General features: G+C 74.7%; 14 protein-coding genes and 1 pseudogene. 8 read left to right on the top strand and 7 right to left on the bottom strand.

The window, feature by feature from the left end; translation table 11 throughout:
* Positions 1-149, bottom strand: a pseudogene (locus tag AB0O28_RS13915) (4-hydroxy-3-methylbut-2-en-1-yl diphosphate synthase); the annotation flags it as partial.
* 4 nt (positions 150-153) lie between these two features.
* The gene (locus AB0O28_RS13920; protein ID WP_363639849.1) at positions 154-1,947 is read right to left on the bottom strand and encodes a 1-deoxy-D-xylulose-5-phosphate synthase; all 1,794 of its coding nucleotides are present in this window, start codon (positions 1,945-1,947) and stop codon (positions 154-156) included.
* Positions 1,948-2,142: 195 nt separating this feature from the next.
* On the opposite strand from AB0O28_RS13920, the gene ispH reads away from it, so the two are divergent.
* From ispH to AB0O28_RS13940, 4 genes are all read left to right on the top strand, one after another.
* A complete protein-coding gene (ispH, locus tag AB0O28_RS13925; RefSeq protein WP_363639851.1) occupies positions 2,143-3,258 on the top strand; it encodes a 4-hydroxy-3-methylbut-2-enyl diphosphate reductase in 1,116 nt (371 codons plus the stop codon).
* A 66-nt stretch (positions 3,259-3,324) separates the two neighbouring features.
* On the top strand, positions 3,325-4,509 hold the full coding sequence (locus AB0O28_RS13930) for a cytochrome P450 (RefSeq protein WP_363639853.1): 1,185 nt from the start codon (positions 3,325-3,327) through the stop codon (positions 4,507-4,509).
* Positions 4,510-4,572: 63 nt separating this feature from the next.
* A complete protein-coding gene (locus AB0O28_RS13935; protein WP_363639855.1) occupies positions 4,573-5,910 on the top strand; it encodes an NtaA/DmoA family FMN-dependent monooxygenase in 1,338 nt (445 codons plus the stop codon).
* A 145-nt stretch (positions 5,911-6,055) separates the two neighbouring features.
* Positions 6,056-6,811 carry a TetR/AcrR family transcriptional regulator gene (locus AB0O28_RS13940; RefSeq protein ID WP_363639857.1) on the top strand — a complete coding sequence of 252 codons (756 nt, stop codon included), beginning with the start codon at positions 6,056-6,058 and terminating at the stop codon, positions 6,809-6,811.
* Here AB0O28_RS13940 and AB0O28_RS13945 read toward each other — a convergent pair.
* Complete coding sequence (locus AB0O28_RS13945) at positions 6,759-7,913, bottom strand: Gfo/Idh/MocA family oxidoreductase (RefSeq protein WP_363639859.1); 1,155 nt, start codon at positions 7,911-7,913, stop codon at positions 6,759-6,761. The two genes, AB0O28_RS13940 and AB0O28_RS13945, sit on opposite strands and share 53 nt — an antisense overlap.
* A gap of 131 nt (positions 7,914-8,044) precedes the next feature.
* On the opposite strand from AB0O28_RS13945, the gene AB0O28_RS13950 reads away from it, so the two are divergent.
* Genes AB0O28_RS13950 through AB0O28_RS13965 form a run of 4 tightly spaced genes read left to right on the top strand, consistent with a single transcriptional unit; the run spans position 8,045 to position 13,245 of the window.
* Positions 8,045-9,652 carry an ABC transporter substrate-binding protein gene (locus AB0O28_RS13950; protein WP_363639861.1) on the top strand — a complete coding sequence of 536 codons (1,608 nt, stop codon included), beginning with the start codon at positions 8,045-8,047 and terminating at the stop codon, positions 9,650-9,652.
* A gap of 1 nt (position 9,653) precedes the next feature.
* The gene (locus AB0O28_RS13955) at positions 9,654-10,616 is read left to right on the top strand and encodes an ABC transporter permease (protein ID WP_363639863.1); all 963 of its coding nucleotides are present in this window, start codon (positions 9,654-9,656) and stop codon (positions 10,614-10,616) included.
* A complete protein-coding gene (locus tag AB0O28_RS13960) occupies positions 10,613-11,497 on the top strand; it encodes an ABC transporter permease (RefSeq protein WP_363639865.1) in 885 nt (294 codons plus the stop codon). Before AB0O28_RS13955 ends, AB0O28_RS13960 begins: the two co-directional genes overlap by 4 nt.
* A 20-nt stretch (positions 11,498-11,517) precedes the next feature.
* Positions 11,518-13,245, top strand: coding sequence for an ABC transporter ATP-binding protein (locus AB0O28_RS13965; protein WP_363640451.1), 1,728 nt, complete (start codon positions 11,518-11,520; stop codon positions 13,243-13,245).
* 24 nt (positions 13,246-13,269) lie between these two features.
* On the opposite strand, the gene AB0O28_RS13970 is transcribed toward AB0O28_RS13965, so the two are convergent.
* The 4 genes from AB0O28_RS13970 to AB0O28_RS13985 are packed head-to-tail and all read right to left on the bottom strand — an operon-like array spanning position 13,270 to position 16,802.
* The gene (locus tag AB0O28_RS13970; RefSeq protein ID WP_363639867.1) at positions 13,270-13,587 is read right to left on the bottom strand and encodes a hypothetical protein; all 318 of its coding nucleotides are present in this window, start codon (positions 13,585-13,587) and stop codon (positions 13,270-13,272) included.
* Positions 13,584-14,714, bottom strand: coding sequence for an LLM class flavin-dependent oxidoreductase (locus AB0O28_RS13975; protein WP_363639869.1), 1,131 nt, complete (start codon positions 14,712-14,714; stop codon positions 13,584-13,586). Before AB0O28_RS13975 ends, AB0O28_RS13970 begins: the two co-directional genes overlap by 4 nt.
* A 1-nt stretch (position 14,715) precedes the next feature.
* The gene (locus AB0O28_RS13980; RefSeq protein WP_363639871.1) at positions 14,716-15,747 is read right to left on the bottom strand and encodes an aldo/keto reductase; all 1,032 of its coding nucleotides are present in this window, start codon (positions 15,745-15,747) and stop codon (positions 14,716-14,718) included.
* A 14-nt stretch (positions 15,748-15,761) separates the two neighbouring features.
* Positions 15,762-16,802 (bottom strand): aldo/keto reductase, encoded by a 1,041-nt coding sequence (locus tag AB0O28_RS13985; protein WP_363639873.1) that lies wholly within the window; start codon positions 16,800-16,802, stop codon positions 15,762-15,764.
* Positions 16,803-16,806 lie beyond the last annotated feature (4 nt).

The raw sequence follows: 16,806 nt of genomic DNA on the forward strand, positions 1-16,806 counted from the left end.
TCGGCGGTCAGCGTGGTCGTCATGGACTGCACCGAGACCGGCGCGTCCCCGCCGACGGGAACCGAGCCGACCATGATCTGACGTGACACCCGCCGGTCGGCGATCGGCCGGGGGCGCACGACGGGAATTCCCAGGGATACGGCGGTCATGTCCTCACCTGCCCTTCGCCAGCGTCACCAGCCCCGCCGGGGCCTCCGGAGTCCGGCCGAGGGCGCCAAGGACGGCGTCCACCAGCGCGCCGGGGCGCAGGCCCGCCTCGTCGAGCACCTCCGGCCGCGACCCGTGGTCGAGGAACCTCGGCGGCACGCCGATCTCGCGTACCGGCACGTCGGCCCCGGCGTCCCGCAGCGCCTGCGCGAACGCCGACCCGGCGCCCGCCGCCCTGCTGTTGTCCTCGGCGGTCACGACCAGCCGGTGCCGGGCCGCCAAATCCACCAGCGCCGGGTCGACCGGCTTCACCCAGCGCGGGTCGGCCACGGTCACCCCCAGCCCGGCCTCGGCCAGCCGCTCGGCCGCGCTCAGGCAGACCGGGGCCATCGCGCCGACCGACACGATCAGGACGTCCTCCCGGTGGCCGCGCCGCAGCAGGTCGGCGCCGCCCACCCGTCCGATGGCCGGCAGGTCCGGGGGCAGCGCCCCCTTGGGGAACCGCACCACGGTCGGCCCGTCCGGCACCGCGAGCGCCTCGCGCAACTCGGCGCGCAGGGTGGCGCCGTCGCGCGGCGCGGCCACCCGCAGGCCGGGCACGACCTGGAGGATCGACAGGTCCCAGACCCCGTTGTGGCTCGGGCCGTCCTCGCCCGTCACCCCCGCCCGGTCGAGCACCAGAGTCATCGGGGCCCGGTGCAGCGCCGCGTCCAGCAGGACCTGGTCGAACGCCCGGTTGAGGAAGGTCGCGTAGACCGCCACCACCGGGTGGAGCCCCGCCATGCTCATGCCGACGGCGGAGGCCACCGCGTGCTGCTCGGCGATCCCCACGTCGAACGCCCGCCCGGGGTAGGCGGCGGCGAACCGGCCGAGGCCCACCGGCTCCATCATGGCCGCGCTGATCGCCACCACGTCGGGCCGGTCGGCGCCCACCCGCACCATCTCCTCGGCGAACAGCGACGTCCAGGAGCGGGAACGCGGCTTCGGCCGTCCCGTCGCCGGGTCGATCGCGCCGATGCCGTGGAAACGGTCGGCCTCGTCACGCTCGGCGGGCGGATACCCGGCCCCCTTGCGGGTCACGCAGTGGACCACCACCGGCCCGCCGGCCTCCCCGGCCTCGCGCAACGCCCGCTCCAGTGCGCCGAGGTCGTGGCCGTCGACGGGGCCGACGACGCGCAGGCCGAGGTGCTCGAACACCCGCGGCGCCCGTCGCTCCGCCCGCGCGGCGGCCAGGTGGCAGGCCAGGCCGCCCACGGTCGGCGCGTACGACCGGCCGTTGTCGTTGAGGACGACGACGAGGCGGCGGCGTGAGGCGGCGACGGCGTTGAGCGCCTCCCACGACAGGCCGCCGGTCAGCGCCCCGTCGCCCACCACGGCCACCACCGTGCGGTCGTGGTCGCCCCGCAGGTCGTACGCCTTGGCGAGGCCGTCGGCGTAGCTCAGCGCGGTCGAGGCGTGCGAGTTCTCGATCAGGTCGTGCGGGGACTCCTCCCGGGAGGGGTAGCCGGACAGCCCGCCGCGGCGGCGCAGCCGGTCGAACCCCGCGGCCCGGCCGGTGAGCATCTTGTGGACGTACGCCTGGTGGCCCGTGTCGAACAGGATCCGGTCACGGGGGGAGTCGAACACCCGGTGGACGGCCAGGGTCAGCTCGACGACTCCGAGGTTGGGGCCGAGATGCCCGCCCGTCCTGGACACCCGGTCGACGAGCAGCGCACGGATCTCCGCGGCGAGGGTCCGCATCTGGTCCAGGGTCAGGCCGCGCAGGTCGCGGGGCTCCCGTATCAGTTCCAGAAGGGTCATGGCGTGTATGAAAGACGCTCGCCGCGATGCCGGGCCAGATCGCTGTCCTGCCGCACGGGACGACGCCGTCCGCGGGCGGGGCCGTCGCGGCGACGCCGGGCCGGGCCGCTGTCCTGCCGCACGGGACGCCTCCCTGTTCTCAGGACGAATCGGTGCCTACCGTACGAACCATCCCGACCAAGAAAGGTGCCTTTCATGACGCCTGCCGACGCCCTCGTGGCCGACTCGCTCGAGTCCGCGGACCTGATCGCGGCCGAACTGCGCCGCGCCGGTCTGGTGGTCGGCACGGCGCCCCGAGCCCTCCCCGGCGGGGTGCGGGCCGTCTCCCCGCACGCGGAGGCCGCCGTCGCCGAGGTGCTCGGCCGGTGGCGGGCCGCGCGGCGCCCCCGGACGGTGCTGCTCGCCCAGCCGCAGTCGTTCTGCGCCGGCGTCGAGCGGGCCGTGCAGATCGTGGAGGCCGCGCTGGCCCGGTATCCGCACCCGGTGTACGTGCGCAAGCAGATCGTGCACAACACCCACGTCGTACGGGACCTGGCGGAGCGGGGCGCGGTGTTCGTCGACGACCTCGACGAGGTGCCGGAGGGCGCCCTCGTGGTCTTCTCGGCGCACGGGGTGTCCCCGGCGGTGCGCGCGCAGGCGCGGCGGCGCGGGCTGCGGGTGATCGACGCGACCTGCCCGCTGGTGACCAAGGTGCACGCGGAGGTGCGCAGGTTCGCCGCCCGGGGGGACGACATCGTGCTCATCGGGCACGCGGGCCACGAGGAGAGCGAGGGGACCCTGGGGGAGGCGCCCGGCCGGACGACGCTCGTGCGGACGGTGGACGACGTGGCCCGCCTCCCGGCGTACGAGGGCGGGACGGCCTACGTCATGCAGACGACGCTCGCGGTGGACGAGGCCGCCGAGGTCGTCGCCGCGCTGCGGGAGCGGTTCCCCGGGATCAAGGGGCCGGGAAGCGACGACATCTGCTACGCGACGACCAACCGGCAGGAGGCCGTGCGCGCGGTCGCCGCCGAGTCGGACCTGCTGTTCGTGATCGGCTCGCCCAACTCCTCCAACTCCCTGCGGCTGGCGGAGCTGTCGGAGCGGGCGGGCACGCCGACCCGGTTCGTGGAGGACGTCGGCGACGTCCGGCTCGCCGACCTCGCCGAGGCGGCCAGGATCGGCCTGACGGCCGGCGCCTCCGCCCCGCCGGCGCTCGTGGACGGCGTCATCCGCAACCTGCGCGGTCTCGGCCCGGTCGAGGTGGTGGAGCGGCGGGTCGCGGTCGAGACGACGACGTTCAACCTGCCCAAGGAACTGGCCGCGCGATGAACCGGCTCCCGCCGGGTCCCTCAGCACACGACCCGGCGCGGGCCCCGCGAATGAGGATGGTGCCCAGTGACCCAGGACACGCTCGTGCCCCTGCTGGTGCGCAGGGACTGCTTCGGTCCCGACGCCCGGCTCACCCGGCGGCGCAGCCGCGAACCGGTGGCCCCGATCACGCTGCCGTGGGGGGAGACCGCCTGGCTCGTCACCCGCTACGAGGACGTGCGGGCCGTGATGGGCGACTCCGCCCGCTTCGCCAACGGCCACCCGCTCACCACCCGCGAGGACCGGTCCGGCTCGGTCTCCTCGGCCGGTTCGGGCCTGCTCGGCGCGTACGACCCGCCCGAGCACACCGTGCTGCGCCGCATGCTCAGCCCCGAGTTCACGGTCAAGCGGCTGCGGCGGCTCCGGCCGCGCATCGAGGAGATCGTGGCGGGCCACCTGGACGCGATGGAGCGGTCGGGCCCTCCGGCCGACCTCGTCGAGGCGTTCTCGCTGCCCATCCCGTCCCTGGTCATCTGCGAGCTGCTGGGAGTGCCGTACGGGGACCGGGCCGGCTTCCAGCGGCGCAGCGCCCGGCGGCTCGACATGTCCCTCGGCGTGGAGGAGCGGATCGCGGCGGTCGAGGAGTCGCGGGCGTACATGGCCGGCCTGGTGGAGCGGGAGCGGTCCGCGCCGGGCGAGGGGCTGATCGGCATGCTCGTGCGCGAGCACGGCGACACCCTCTCCGACCGGGAGCTGACCGGGGTGTGCGACCTGCTGCTGCTCGCCGGGCACGAGACCACGGCCAACATGCTCTCCCTCGGCGTGCTGCTGCTCCTGCTGCGCCCGGACCAGGCCGCGCTCATGCGCGACGACGATCACGTCGACGGCGGCGTCGAGGAGCTGCTGCGCTACCTGTCCGTGGTGCACGCGGGCCTGCCCAGGATCGCCCAGGTCGACGTGGTCCTCGGCGGCCGCGAGATCAAGGCGGGGGACCTGGTGGTGTGCTCGCTGCCCACGGCCAACCGTGACGAGCGCCTCGGGCCCGGCCTGGACCGCTTCGACGTCACCAGGAAGGCGCCGGGGCACCTCGCCTTCGGGCACGGCATCCACCACTGTCTCGGTGCGCCGCTCGCCCGGATCGAGATGCGGATCGCCTATCCCGCGCTGCTGCGCCGCCTCCCCGGCCTGCGGCCGGCCGTGCCGTACGCGGAGGTGCCGTTCCGGTCGTCCTCGGCCGTGTTCGGCCTGGACGCGCTGCCCGTGACCTGGTGAGCGGGCTGGTGAGCGGCCCGGTGAAGAGTGACAGATGCGCACGAATTTGTGTGAAAGGAAACGATGACCCGCGAACTGCATCTCAACGTCAACCTGCTCGGCGGGCTCGGGTCGCACCCGGGCGCCTGGCGCTGGCCGGCGGCGTCGCCGCTGTCGTTCATCCAGGTGGACGAGTACGTCACCGCGGCCCGCGTGGCCGAGCGCGGCCTGCTGGACGCCGTCTTCCTCGCCGACTCCCCGGGCGTGGTGCAGAACCTCGCCGCCGGGCCGCCGTACAACGGCCTCGAACCGACGCTGATCCTCACCGCGATCGCCCGGGCCACCGAGCGGATCGGGCTGATCGGCACGGCGTCCACCAGCTACAACGAGCCCTACAACGTCGCGCGCCGGTTCCTCGCCCTCGACGTGATCAGCGGCGGCCGGGCGGCCTGGAACGCGGTGACGACCTACAACTCCAACTCCGCGCGCAACTTCGGCGCCGCCGAGCCCACCCGTGAGGAGCGGTACGCCAGGGGCAACGAGTTCGTCGACGTCGTACGGGCACTGTGGCGCAGCTGGGGTCCCGGGGCGGTGGTGGCCGACGTGGCCGAGGGCCGGTTCGCCGATCTGTCCCGCGTCGAGCCGATCGCCCATCGGGGCGAGCACTTCACCGTGCACGGCCCGCTGACGCTGCCGCCCTCCCCGCAGGGTTACCCCGTGATCTTCCAGGCGGGCGGCGCGGCGGAGGGCAGGCACCTGGCCGCCCGGACGGCCGACGCCGTGTTCTCCGCCCCAGGCGACCTGGCGAACGCCCGCGAGGCGGCCCGGGAGCTGCGGGAGCTCACCGCCGAGTACGGCCGCGATCCGGCCGCGATCCGGATCCTTCCCGGGCTGCGGATCACGCTTGGCGGCACCGAGCGCGAGGCGTACGAGCGGCGGGAGCGGCTCGACGCGCTCACCGACCTGTCGGGGCCGGTGTCCTATCTCGCGCTGACGCTGGGCATCCCGCCGGACGCGCTCGAACTCGACCGGCCGGTGCCGCCGGAGCTGATGGCGAGCCTGCCGCCGGACACGCCGGACTCCCCGGACTCGGGCCGGGCCGAGGACGTGGCCCGCCGCCTCGCCCGGACCGGTCTCACCGTCCGGCAGTTGCTCGGCCGGGGCGTCGGCACGGGCAACGTCGAGGTCGTCGGCACCCCCGAGCAGGTGGCCGGTCTCATCCGGCGCTGGTTCGAGTCCGGGGCGGTGGACGGGTTCAACCTCATGCCGGACGTGCTGGCCGACGGGCTGCCCGCGTTCGTCGACCACGTCGTGCCGATCCTCCAGCGGGGCGGCCTGTTCCGCACGGAGTACCGCGGCGCGACGCTGCGCGAGCACTACGGCCTGCCGGTTCCCGTCCCGGCCGGGGCGGAGGGCCGCTGATCCCCGGGAAGTGCATTCACCGGCGCTGAGAATTCACCGGCGCTGAGAATCCGCCGGGATGACCGGCGTCGGCGGGCCCGCACGCGGTTAGAGGTGAGGTGCGGCGCCATCCGGGAGGCGGGCGGGCGGGTGCTTTAATCGGGGGATGCTCCCCGGAACGGCGGGGGACCGCCTCCCGACCGACGTGACGCCGCCCGGCTCCGGCCGCTCCCTCATCGAGGAGCCGCCGCCCGGCTCCGGCGGCTCCCGGGCCGACGTGCCGCATGCCGGATCCGGTCGCTCCCGGGCCGATGTGAAACCCGGTGCCGGGAGCGCCCGGCGGATGCGGGCCGACGCCCGGCGCAACCGGCAGGTGCTGCTCGACGCCGCCATCGAGGCGTTCGCCGAGCACGGCGCGGACGCACCGCTGGACGGCATCGCCAAGCGCGCCGGGGTGGCGAACGCCACGCTCTACCGCCACTTCCCCACTCGTGAGGCGCTGCTGGAGGAGGTGCTGGGCGAGCGGATCGGCCAGCTGGTGGAGGGGGAGCCGGCCCTGGTCTCCCGCGAGAGGCCGGCGGACGCCCTGGCCGCCTGGCTGGGGGAGTTCGTCGCGTACACGAGGACCTACCAGGGGCTGCCCGCGTCGGTGCTGGCCACGCTGCGGGGCGAACCGGGCTCCCCGTTGTACGGCTCGTGCGCCACGCTCCTCGGTGTAGCGGCCCGGCTCCTTGAGCGGGCCCAGAGCGCGGGAGAGGTGCGGTGCGACGTCGACGCGGTCGACCTGCTGACCCAGGCGACCGGCATCGCCTGGGCGACCGAGCGCGGTCCCCGCGACGCCACCCGGGCCGACCGGCTCCTCATCGTGCTCATGGACGGTCTGCGGGCAACCGCAGGCCGGAACGCGACGCCTCCTCGATGAGGCGGACGAGACGGTGGTAGCGCACCGCCGTCTCGAAACTCGGATGGGCGTCGCGGCCCTCCGCGATCGCCCGCCCGACCTCGAGATACAGGGCCGCGACGTTGGCCGGCGGCCCTGCGGGCACGTCCGGGGGCGCCGCGCGGAGGCGTGACGGCACCGGAACCTCCTCCTCCGCCCCGTCGTGCCGGGCCACGCGGACCGCCCAGTCGGCGATCTGCATCGAGCCGCCGCGCTGGACCGGCGTCACGGTCATCGCCCCCTCGCTTCCGGCGATCCTCATCAGGAAGCCGGCCGCCGCGGGCGGGGTGCCGCCCTGCACGGCGACCGAGGCGACGACGCCGCCGTCGAGGCGCCCGTGCTGTCCGAGGAACCCGTGCGGCCCGAGGAACCCGTGCAGCACGACCTGGTTCACCATGCCCACGGGGATGGTCTCGCCGGTCTCCTCCACCACCGCGGTGCCGCCCGCGCAGGCCGCGATCGCGGACAGCTCGGACGGCTCGCCGACGGCGGTCGCCAGCACGGACAGGATGTGGGCGGCCGAGACGCTGAGCAGGCTCACCCCGGCGGCGGGGTCGGCGGCCCAGACCGCGGACCGGGGGATCCGGCCGCTGCCGAGCCCGCCGGCGGCGGAGAAGACGACGCTGACGGCCCACACCTCGCCGATGCGGCCGCCGTCGAGCAGTTCGCGCACGTGCCGGGCGCCGGGGGAGTGCAGACCCTGCAGGCCGACGGCGTGGACCACCCCGGCCCGCTTCGCGAGGGCGGCCAGTTCGGTCGCCTCGCCGAGGCCGGTGCCGAGCGGCCACTCCGACAGAACGTGTTTGCCCGCGCCGAGCGCGGCCCTGATCAGCTCCGCGTGGCCGGGCACCTTGACGGCGACCACCACCAGGTCGACGTCCGGGTGCGCGACGAGCTCCGCGGCCGTCAGCGCGTGCCGGGCGTCGTAGACCCGGGCGGCCTCACGGGCGCTCGCGGGGTTGGAGGTGGCGACGGCGGCCAGTGTGAACCCGGGGAGGCGGGCGAGGGCGGGCAGGTGGGCCGTGGCGGCCCAGCCGCGCGAGGGTGAGGCCCCGACGACGCCGACGCGGATGGGTCCGGTCATGTACGCCCCAATCGGTTGATTAGCGGGGAGTGTCCCCGTTATCGTAACGAGAAAGCGGGGACATTCCCCGCTTTCTTGTCGCCTAAAAACCTAGTCAAGTAGTAGATAAAGAAGGAAATTGGAGCCGCCCGATGCCCCTGAAGGTGACGACCTGCGGCGCGGTCTGCGCCGTCCTCCTCGTCGCGGCCTGCGGGTCCGGCGCGTCCGCCGGGAATCCGGCGAAGGCCGGCGGGTCCGGACAGCCGAAGCCCGGCGGCCGGCTGACGGCGGCGCTGTCGTCCGCGCCCGACTGTCTCGATCCCCAGCAGGCGGGGAGCAGCACCACGATCACGGTGACCCGGCAGCTGGTCGACTCGTTGACCGACCAGGACCCGGCCACCGGCGAGATCGTGCCCTGGCTCGCCGAGTCCTGGAAGGCCGAGTCCGGCGCCCGCCGCTTCACCTTCACTCTCAAGGACGGCGTCACCTTCAGCGACGGCACCCCGCTGGACGCGCAGGCGGTGAAGGACAACTTCGACCATCTGGTGAAGCTCGGCGCGCGGGCCGTGCAGGCGTCGACCTACCTGTCGGGCTACCGGCGCAGCGTGGCCGTGGACGCCAGGACCGTGCGGGTCGAGTTCGACCACCCCAACGCCCCGTTCCTGTACGGCACCTCCACCACGAGCCTCGGCATCGTGGGGAAGGCGACGCTGGCCAAGCCGGCGGCCGACCGGTGCGCCTCGGGGGTCGTCGGCTCCGGCCCGTTCGTGCTCGACCACTACACGCCCAACCAGGAGGTGGTGGAGCGGCGCAGGGACGGCTACGCCTGGGGCTCCGCCCTCGCGCCCCACAAGGGCGCCGCCTACCTCGACCAGGTCGTGTTCCAGGTCGTCCCGGAGGAGAGCGTACGGGTCGGCCGGCTGCGCTCCGGCCAGGCCGACGTCGTCTCGCTGCTCCAGCCGCAGGCCGCCCCGCAGCTGCGCCAGGAGGGGCTCGCGCTGGAGACGCGCTCCCCGGCGGGCCTGGTCTACAGCCTCAACGTGAACGTCTCCCGGCCGCTGACGGCCGACCCCGCCGTGCGGCGGGCGATCCAGAAGGCCGTCGACCGGCGGCAGATCGTCACCACCCTGTACGGGTCGGTCTACCGGCCCGCCACCAGCGTCCTCGCCGGCTCCACCCCGGGATACACCGACCTCGGCGCGGACCTCGCCGCCGACCCGGCCGGGGCCGGGCGCCTGCTCGACGGCGCCGGCTGGAAGACGGGCGCGGACGGCGTGCGGGTCAAGGACGGCAGGAGGCTCAGCCTCGTCCTGCGCTGGTTCTCCACCTACGCGGCGACCCAGTCGGCCCTCGAACTGGTTCAGCAGCAGCTCAAGGTCGTCGGCGTCGACGTCGTGCTGAAGCAGACACCGGTCTCCCAGGCCCTGCAGGCGTTCAAGGACGGCGACTACGACCTCATCCTCGGCGACGCGCCCAGCGCCGACCCCGACATCCTCCGGCGCTACTACACGGCCCGGGGTCTCAACGCCGTACGGCTGCCGGGCGGGCCGCTGCAGACCGCCCTCGACGGCCAGGCCGCCGAGAGCGACACCGGCAAACGGGCCGCGCAGGTGGCCGCGGCGCAGACCCTGCTCGTGCGCGACGCCTACGCCATCCCGCTGTTCGAGGGCAGCGTCATCGTCGGCGTGGGCGCACGCGCCCACGGAGTGCGCTTCGACTCCGCCGCCCGCCTGCAGTTCCACGACGCGTGGGTCTCCTGACATGACCCGCCGCGACATGGCGCGTTACCTCGCGCGGCGGCTGGCACAGGCGGCGCTGGTGCTGTGGGCGGCGTTCACGCTCTCCTTCATCGTGCTCTACCTGCTGCCCGGCGACCCGATCGAGATCATGACCGGGGGCGGGGCGTCGGGCGACGCCGTGGACCCCGCGCAGATCGCCGCGCTCCGGCACGAGTACGGCTTCGACCGGCCCCTGGCGGTCCAGTACCTCGACCGCCTGGCGGCCGCGCTGCACGGCGACTTCGGCCGGTCGGTGACGAGCGGCGTCCCGGTGCTCGGGCTGATCCGCACCGGCCTGCCCGCCACGCTCACGCTGACCGGCCTCGCCGTCGCGCTGGCGGTCCCGGCCGGTGCCGGGCTCGCCCTGCTCGCCACCTACACGCGGACGCCCCGGCTGCGGCGGCTGCTGCTGTCGCTGCCGTCCCTCGGCGTCGCCCTGCCGACGTTCTGGGTCGGGCTCGTGCTGCTCCAGGTCGTGTCGTTCCGGCTGCGGCTGCTGCCCTCCGCCGGCGACGCCGGCCCGGCCGCCCAGGTGCTGCCCGCCGTCACGCTCGCCGTGCCCGCCGCCGCGGCGCTCGCCCAGGTGCTCGCCCGCGGGCTCGACAACGTCCTGCGCGACCCGTACGTGGAGACCGCGCACGCCAAGGGGGCCGGGCGGCTGCGCGTTCACCTGCGGCACGTCGCGCCCAACGCCGTGATCCCCGCACTGACGCTGCTCGGCCTGGTGATCGGGGAGCTGATGACCAACGCCGTGGTCGTGGAGACCGTCTTCTCCCGCGACGGCCTCGGCAGGATCACCGCGACGGCGGTCGGCGCGGAGGACATCCCCGTCGTGCAGGGCGTCGTGGTCGTGAGCGCCGTCGTCATCGTGCTGGTCAACCTGCTCGTCGATCTCGCGTACCCGCTGCTCGACCCGCGCATCGTCCTCGGCGGGCGGGCCTCGTGACGGGCCTGGTGACGGGTCTGGCGGCCGAGGCGCCGCTGACGGCCGGGCCGGGCAGGCGGGCGCTCGGGGCCGCCCGCCTGCTGCTTTCCCGCCCGGGGCTGCTCGTGTCGGTCGTGGTCGTCCTGCTGGCCCTGACGGCCGCGTTCCTCCCCGGACTGTTCACCTCGGGCGACCCGCTCGCCGCGGCGCCCGCGCGTAGCCTGCTGCCGCCCGGTCCCGGGCACCCGTTCGGCACCGACCAGCTGGGGCGCGACCTTTTCACCCGGGTCGTGTACGGCGCCGGGCCGTCCCTGAAGGTCACCGTCGTCGCGGTGGCGGCCGGGGTCGTGCTGGGCGGTCTGCTCGGGCTGGTCGCGGGCCTCGCGGTGCGGTGGCTCGACGACGTGATCGCGCGCGTGATCGAGGTGCTGCTCGCCGTGCCGTCGCTGCTGCTGTCCCTCACGCTGGTGACCGCGCTCGGGTCCGGCACCGTCAACGTGGCGCTCGCGGTCGGTCTCGCCAACGTCGCGGGCTTCGCCCGCATCATGCGCGCGGAGGTGCTGCGGGTGCGCACATCGGCCTACGTCGAGGCGGCCGAGGCGTTCGGCGCCCGCCGGCACTCGGTGCTGCTGCGCCACGTCCTGCCCAACGCGTACGGGCCCCTGCTGGCCGTGGCGACGCTCAGCACGGGCACGGCCGTGCTCGCGGTCGCGGCGCTCGGCTTCCTCGGGTACGGCGCGGCTCCGCCCGCGCCCGAGTGGGGCGCGCTCGTGGCCCAGGGCCGCGACTACCTGTCGAGCGCGTGGTGGCTGACGACCATGCCCGGCCTGACGGTCGCGGCCGTGGCGCTCGCCGTCAACCGCATCGCCAGGGCCGAGGGCGAATGGGCGGGGCTGCGTTGACCGGAGGAGGGGTGACCGGGATGGAGGTGTCCGGGATGGGGGTGACCGGGGCGGCGGTGACCTGGCTGCTCGACGCCGCGGGCGTCCGGGTCTCGTACGGCGGCCGGCCCGCCCTGCGGGGGATCGACCTGACCGTCGGACGCGGCGAGGTGGTCGCCGTGGTGGGGGAGTCGGGGTCGGGGAAGTCGACCTTCGCGCACGCCGTCGTGGGGCTGCTGCCGCCGGGCGGCCGGATCGACGGCGGCACGCTGCGGTTCGACGGGCAGGAGCTCACCGCGCTCGGGCCGAGAGGCATGCGTGCGCTGCGCGGGCGGGACATCGCGCTGGTGCCGCAGGACCCGATGGTGTCGCTGAACCCGGTGCAGCGGGTCGGCACGCAGGTCGCGGAGGTGCTCGTCGTGCACGGGCTGGCCGGCCGCGGCGCCGCCCGCCTCGCCGCCGTCGAGCTGCTGGCCCAGGCGGGCCTGCCGGACCCGGCCGTGCGCGCCCGCCAGTACCCCCACGAGCTGTCGGGCGGCATGCGGCAGCGGGTGCTCATCGCGATCGCGCTGGCCGCCCGGCCGAAACTGCTGATCGCCGACGAGCCGACCAGCGCGCTCGACGCGACGGTGCAGCGGCAGATCCTCGACCACCTCGACACGCTCACCCGGGAGCTCGGCACCGCGGTGCTGCTGATCACCCACGATCTCGGCGTGGCCGCCGAACGCGCCTCCCGGGTCGTGGTGATGTCACAGGGCCGGGTGGTGGAGACCGGCGCCGCCCGCGAGATCCTGGAGTCGCCGCGGCACGACTACACCCGCGCCCTGGTCGCGGCGGCGCCCGGCCTGCGCCCGCGCCGCCTCGTCACACGGGACAGGGAGCCGCGCACGCCACCGCCCGATCTGCTCGTCGCCGAGAGTCTGGTCAAGGACTTCCCGCTGCCGCGCGCCTCGGCCGGGCCGCGCACCGTCCGCGCCGTCGACCGGGTGAGCTTCACCGTCCCGGCCGGCCGTACGGTCGCCCTGGTGGGCGAGTCGGGGTCGGGCAAGTCGACCACGGCCCGGCTGGTCACCCGCCTGGCCGAGCCCACCGCGGGACGGGTGCTGTTCGAGGGCGAGGACCTCACCGCGCTCGGCCGCCGGGAGCTGCGGCCGTTCCGGCGCAGGATGGCGCTCGTCCACCAGAATCCGTACGCCTCGCTCGACCCGCGCTTCACCGCCGCCGAGATCGTGGCGGAGCCGCTGCGGATCTTCGGCGTGGGCGGGCGGCGCTCCCGCAGGGAGCGGGCACGGGAACTGCTGGCCAGGGTCGCGTTGCCGCCCGCCCTGCACGACCGCCGTCCGGCCCGTCTGTCGGGCGGGCAGCGGCAGCGGGTGGCCATCGCCAGGGCGCTCGCGCTCGAACCGGCCCTCGTGGTCTGCGACGAGCCGGTCTCCGGGCTCGACGTGTCGGTGCAGGCCCAGGTGCTGGAGCTGCTGGCCGCCCTCCAGGCCGAGCTGAACGTGTCGTACCTGTTCATCTCGCACGACCTGGCCGTCGTCCGGCAGATCGCCGACCACGTGGTGGTGATGAAGGACGGCACGGTGGCCGAGGCGGGCGAGACCGGGCCGCTGTTCGCCGAGCCGCGCCACGACTACACGCGGGCCCTGCTGGCCGCCGTTCCGGGCCAGCGGGCACGGCCCGTGGCACCCGCCGGGGACACGGCCCGGGTCGCGGACCGGGCCCGGGCCGAGGACGTGGACCACGCCGGGGAAAGGACGCCGTCATGAGCGCCAGGGAGCTGCACCTCGACGTCAACCTGCTCGGCGACCGCCCGCCTGGACGATGACCGGCCGGCCCTGAGGCCCGGCGCCGACCGGGAGGGGCCCGGCCACCGAGAAGAACTCGCCCTCGTGGCCGGTCCGGTGGATGCGGGAGGGGCCGGCGTACCGGCCGCTCTCCTTGTCCGCGACGATCGCGTCCGGCTCCCAGCCGTCCCACAGCCGGGTCACCACCTCCAGGAACTCGTGCGGATAACGCGCCGCTCTGCCGGGGTGCTCGGCCAGGCCGAGATCGGCCGCCGCGCGGGGCGTGCCGGTGGTGACGGTGTCGACGGCCGCGCGCCCGGTCACGGCGTCCCACTCGGCACCGCGACGGGTTGCCGGGCGGGACGCCAGCCGAGCAGGGGCGCCAGCTCCCGGGCCCCGGCGGTGAGCAGCCGGACGTGTTCGTCGAACACGGGCACGCCGGGGACGAAGCTCACCAGCAGATCGGTGACCTGCCGCAGCGCCGGGTCGGCGGCCAGCTCGGCGGCGAGCGCCTCCGGCGGCCCGAGCAGGGCGTGGTCGGCCTCCAGGAACTCCTCGACGCCGAGGTCGGCCACCTCGCGCCGGGAGGACAGCCAGCTCTGCCAGCGGCGCACGCCGGGCGTGACCAGACGCACGGCCTCCGCCCTGTCGGGGTGGGGATAGACGGCCCGGGAGACCTGCACCCGCGGTTCGGGCTCACGGCCGGGTCCGGGCCGTGCGGCTCTCCGGCCCGCCGCGTGGGCCTCCTCGTGGGCGGCACGGTAGGCCGCGATCCACTCGGCCTGCTGCCGCTGCGCCTCGCGCACGGTGCCGCCACGCCAGGCGGTGGCGCGGGACAGCTGCAGCCCGTCACCGGCGCGGCCCGCGGCGGCCGCCGCCGCGTGCGCCAGCTCCGGGTCACCGGTGGTGGCCTGCCACAACCGCCGCCGAAGGCCGGCCGCGGGCGGGTGCAGCACCTCGCCCAGGCTGTTCAGCGCCGCCCCCTCCAGCACCTCGTGCAGCCGCGCGACGGAGGCGTCGAAGAGCCGGTGCCGGTCGGCCAGGTCCTTTCCGAACGCCTCCCAGGCCCCGGGGAAGGGGCCGGACCCCACCCCCAGTTCGAGACGGCCGCCGCTGAGCTCGTCGAGGGTCGCCGCGTCCTCCGCGGTCTTGAGCGGGTCCTCCAGCGGAAGCACCAGTACGCCGGTGCCCAGCCGGATCCGCGTGGTGTGCTCGGCGATCGCGGCGAGCACGACCAGGGGCGCGGAGACGTGCTCCTTGCCCTGCCGGAAGTGCCGCTGGATCACCCATCCCGAGTCGTAGCCCAGCTCCTCGGCGGCCACGAACAGGTCGACCGCCTCCCGGTAGGCCCTGCCCGGCGGCAGGTCTCCGTCGAGGTGCAGCAGGAAGCCCAGGCGGAAGGGCCGGCCGTCCTCGACGCCGGCCCCGATCGTCGTGGTGAGGTCGGTCATGTCAGAGCCTCAGTCCGGTTCCGTGCACGCCGTGCTCGTCGATCAGCGCCAGCTCCTCCTCCGTCAGCGGCGGAAAGCCGAGCGCCTTGACGTTGTGGTCCAGCTGCGCCGTCGAGCTGGCCCCGATGATCGCCGAGGTCACCTGCGGCTGCCGCAGCACCCACTGCAGCGCCAGCTGCGCGAGCGACTGGCCGCGCCCCTGGGCGATCCGGTTGAGCTCGCCGGCCCGCCGCCGGTAGGTGTCGTCGATCACGTCCGGTGACAGGAACGTGCTGTTGCCCGCCCGCGCGCCCGCCGGGATGCCGGCGAGGTACTTGTCCGTGAGCAGCCCCTGTGCCAGCGGCGAGTAGACGACCAGGCCGAACCCGTCCTCCGCGGCCAGTTTGAGCAGGCCGCCGGTCTCGGGCCGGCGGTCGAAGATCGAGTAGCGGGGCTGGTGGACCAGCAGCGGCGTCCCCGCCTGGCGCAGCAGTCCGGCCGCCTCGTGGGCGCGCTCGGGCGGGTAGTTGGAGATTCCGGCGTAGAGCGCCTTGCCCTGCCGTACGGCGCTGACGAGGGCGCCGACGGTCTCCTCCAGCGGCGTGGCCGGGTCGGGGCTGTGGCTGTAGAAGATGTCGACGTAGTCGGTGCCCAGGTCGCGCAGGCTGTGCTCCAGGGAGGTGAGCAGCGACTTGCGCGAGCCGCCCTTGAGGTAGGGGCTGGGGCCGATCGGGTTGCCCGCCTTGGTCGACAGGATCAGCTCGTCGCGGTACGGCGCGAGGTCCCGCCTGAGCACCGTACCGAAGAACTTCTGCGCGGCGCGGTGCGGCGGGCCGTACCTGTCGGCGTTGTCGAAGTGGGTGATGCCCAGGTCGAAGGCGTGCAGGACGATCTCGCGCTGCGTCTCGTACGGGTGGTCGGTGCCGAAGTTCTGCCACAGGCCGAAGGAGATGGCCGGCAGGTCGAGACCGGAGTCGCCGGCACGCCGGTATTCCAGCTTCTCGTAGCGGTCCTCGGCCGCCGCGTAGGTCGTGTCGTAGGCGCCGTAGCTCATGGGTGTCCTCTTCGTCAGGCGTTGTCGGTGTGGGCGCGGCGCAGCGCGGCCGGCTGCAGGGACGGGGTGTCGCGGCCGGTGTCGCGCTCGATGAAGTGGGTGCCCGGGTCGACGATCTCGTCGATGCGGTCGAGGACGTCCTCGCTCAGCTCGACGGTGGCCGCCTTCAGGTAGGCGTCCAGATGCCCGGCCGTGCGCGGGCCGATGATCACACTGCTGACCGCCGGGTGGTTGAGCGCGAACGCCAGGGCCAGCTCGACCAGTGTGAGCCCGTTGTCCTCCGCGAGCCGGGCCAGCGCGTCGGCGGCGGCGAGCTTGCGCTGGTTGCGTTCGAGGGTGATGTCGAACCGGCCGGGGATGAGCTCGGCGCGCGCCGACTCCGGCTGCTCGCCGCCGACGCGGTACCTGCCGGACAGCCAGCCGGCGGCCAGCGGACCGTAGGCGAGAACGCCGACGCCGTACTTCCGCGTGACGGGGAAGACCTCCCGTTCGGCGCTGCGGACGAGCAGGGAGTACGGCAGTTGCTCGGTGTGCGGGGCGACGAGCCCGTGCCTGTCGGCCAGCCACTGCGCCTCGACGAGCTGGTGCGCGGGGAAGACCGAGGTGCCGTAGTAGAGGATCTTGCCCTGGCGGATCAGGTCGTCGAGCGTCCGCAGCGTCTCCAGCAGGTCGGTGTGCGGGTCGGGCCGATGCGCCTGGTAGAGGTCGATGCGGTCGGTGCCGAGCCGGCGCAGGCTGTCCTCCACGGCGCGGACGATCCAGCGGCGCGAGTTGCCGGCGTGCCGGGGGTCGTCGCCGATCTGCCCGTGGAACTTGGTGGCCAGGAAGACGTCGTCGCGACGGCCCTTGATCGCCCTGCCGACGATCTCCTCCGACACGCCCTGGCTGTAGACGTCGGCGGTGTCGACGGCCGTGACGCCGGCGTCGAGGGCGGCCCGGATGATCCGGATGCTCTCGTCCTCCTCCTGCCACCGGCCGAAGTTCATCGTGCCGAGCGTGAGCGGGCTGACCAGGACGCCGGTGCGGCCGAGCGTCCGGTTGACCTTGCTGGTCATGGTT

Origin of the sequence: Microbispora sp. NPDC088329 (assembly GCF_040685655.1) — a bacterium.
In the GTDB taxonomy this organism is placed as follows: Bacteria; Actinomycetota; Actinomycetes; order Streptosporangiales; family Streptosporangiaceae; genus Microbispora.

What these genes read in the sequence shown, in the direction of transcription:
- AB0O28_RS13920 (WP_363639849.1), bottom strand. Translation starts at nt 1,947, where the DNA reads ATGACCCTTCTGGAACTGATACGGGAGCCCCGCGACCTGCGCGGCCTG.
- ispH (WP_363639851.1), top strand. Translation starts at nt 2,143, where the DNA reads ATGACGCCTGCCGACGCCCTCGTGGCCGACTCGCTCGAGTCCGCGGAC.
- AB0O28_RS13935 (WP_363639855.1), top strand. Translation starts at nt 4,573, where the DNA reads ATGACCCGCGAACTGCATCTCAACGTCAACCTGCTCGGCGGGCTCGGG.
- AB0O28_RS13940 (WP_363639857.1), top strand. Translation starts at nt 6,056, where the DNA reads ATGCTCCCCGGAACGGCGGGGGACCGCCTCCCGACCGACGTGACGCCG.
- AB0O28_RS13945 (WP_363639859.1), bottom strand. Translation starts at nt 7,913, where the DNA reads ATGACCGGACCCATCCGCGTCGGCGTCGTCGGGGCCTCACCCTCGCGC.
- AB0O28_RS13950 (WP_363639861.1), top strand. Translation starts at nt 8,045, where the DNA reads ATGCCCCTGAAGGTGACGACCTGCGGCGCGGTCTGCGCCGTCCTCCTC.
- AB0O28_RS13955 (WP_363639863.1), top strand. Translation starts at nt 9,654, where the DNA reads ATGACCCGCCGCGACATGGCGCGTTACCTCGCGCGGCGGCTGGCACAG.
- AB0O28_RS13965 (WP_363640451.1), top strand. Translation starts at nt 11,518, where the DNA reads ATGGAGGTGTCCGGGATGGGGGTGACCGGGGCGGCGGTGACCTGGCTG.
- AB0O28_RS13975 (WP_363639869.1), bottom strand. Translation starts at nt 14,714, where the DNA reads ATGACCGACCTCACCACGACGATCGGGGCCGGCGTCGAGGACGGCCGG.
- AB0O28_RS13980 (WP_363639871.1), bottom strand. Translation starts at nt 15,747, where the DNA reads ATGAGCTACGGCGCCTACGACACGACCTACGCGGCGGCCGAGGACCGC.
- AB0O28_RS13985 (WP_363639873.1), bottom strand. Translation starts at nt 16,802, where the DNA reads ATGACCAGCAAGGTCAACCGGACGCTCGGCCGCACCGGCGTCCTGGTC.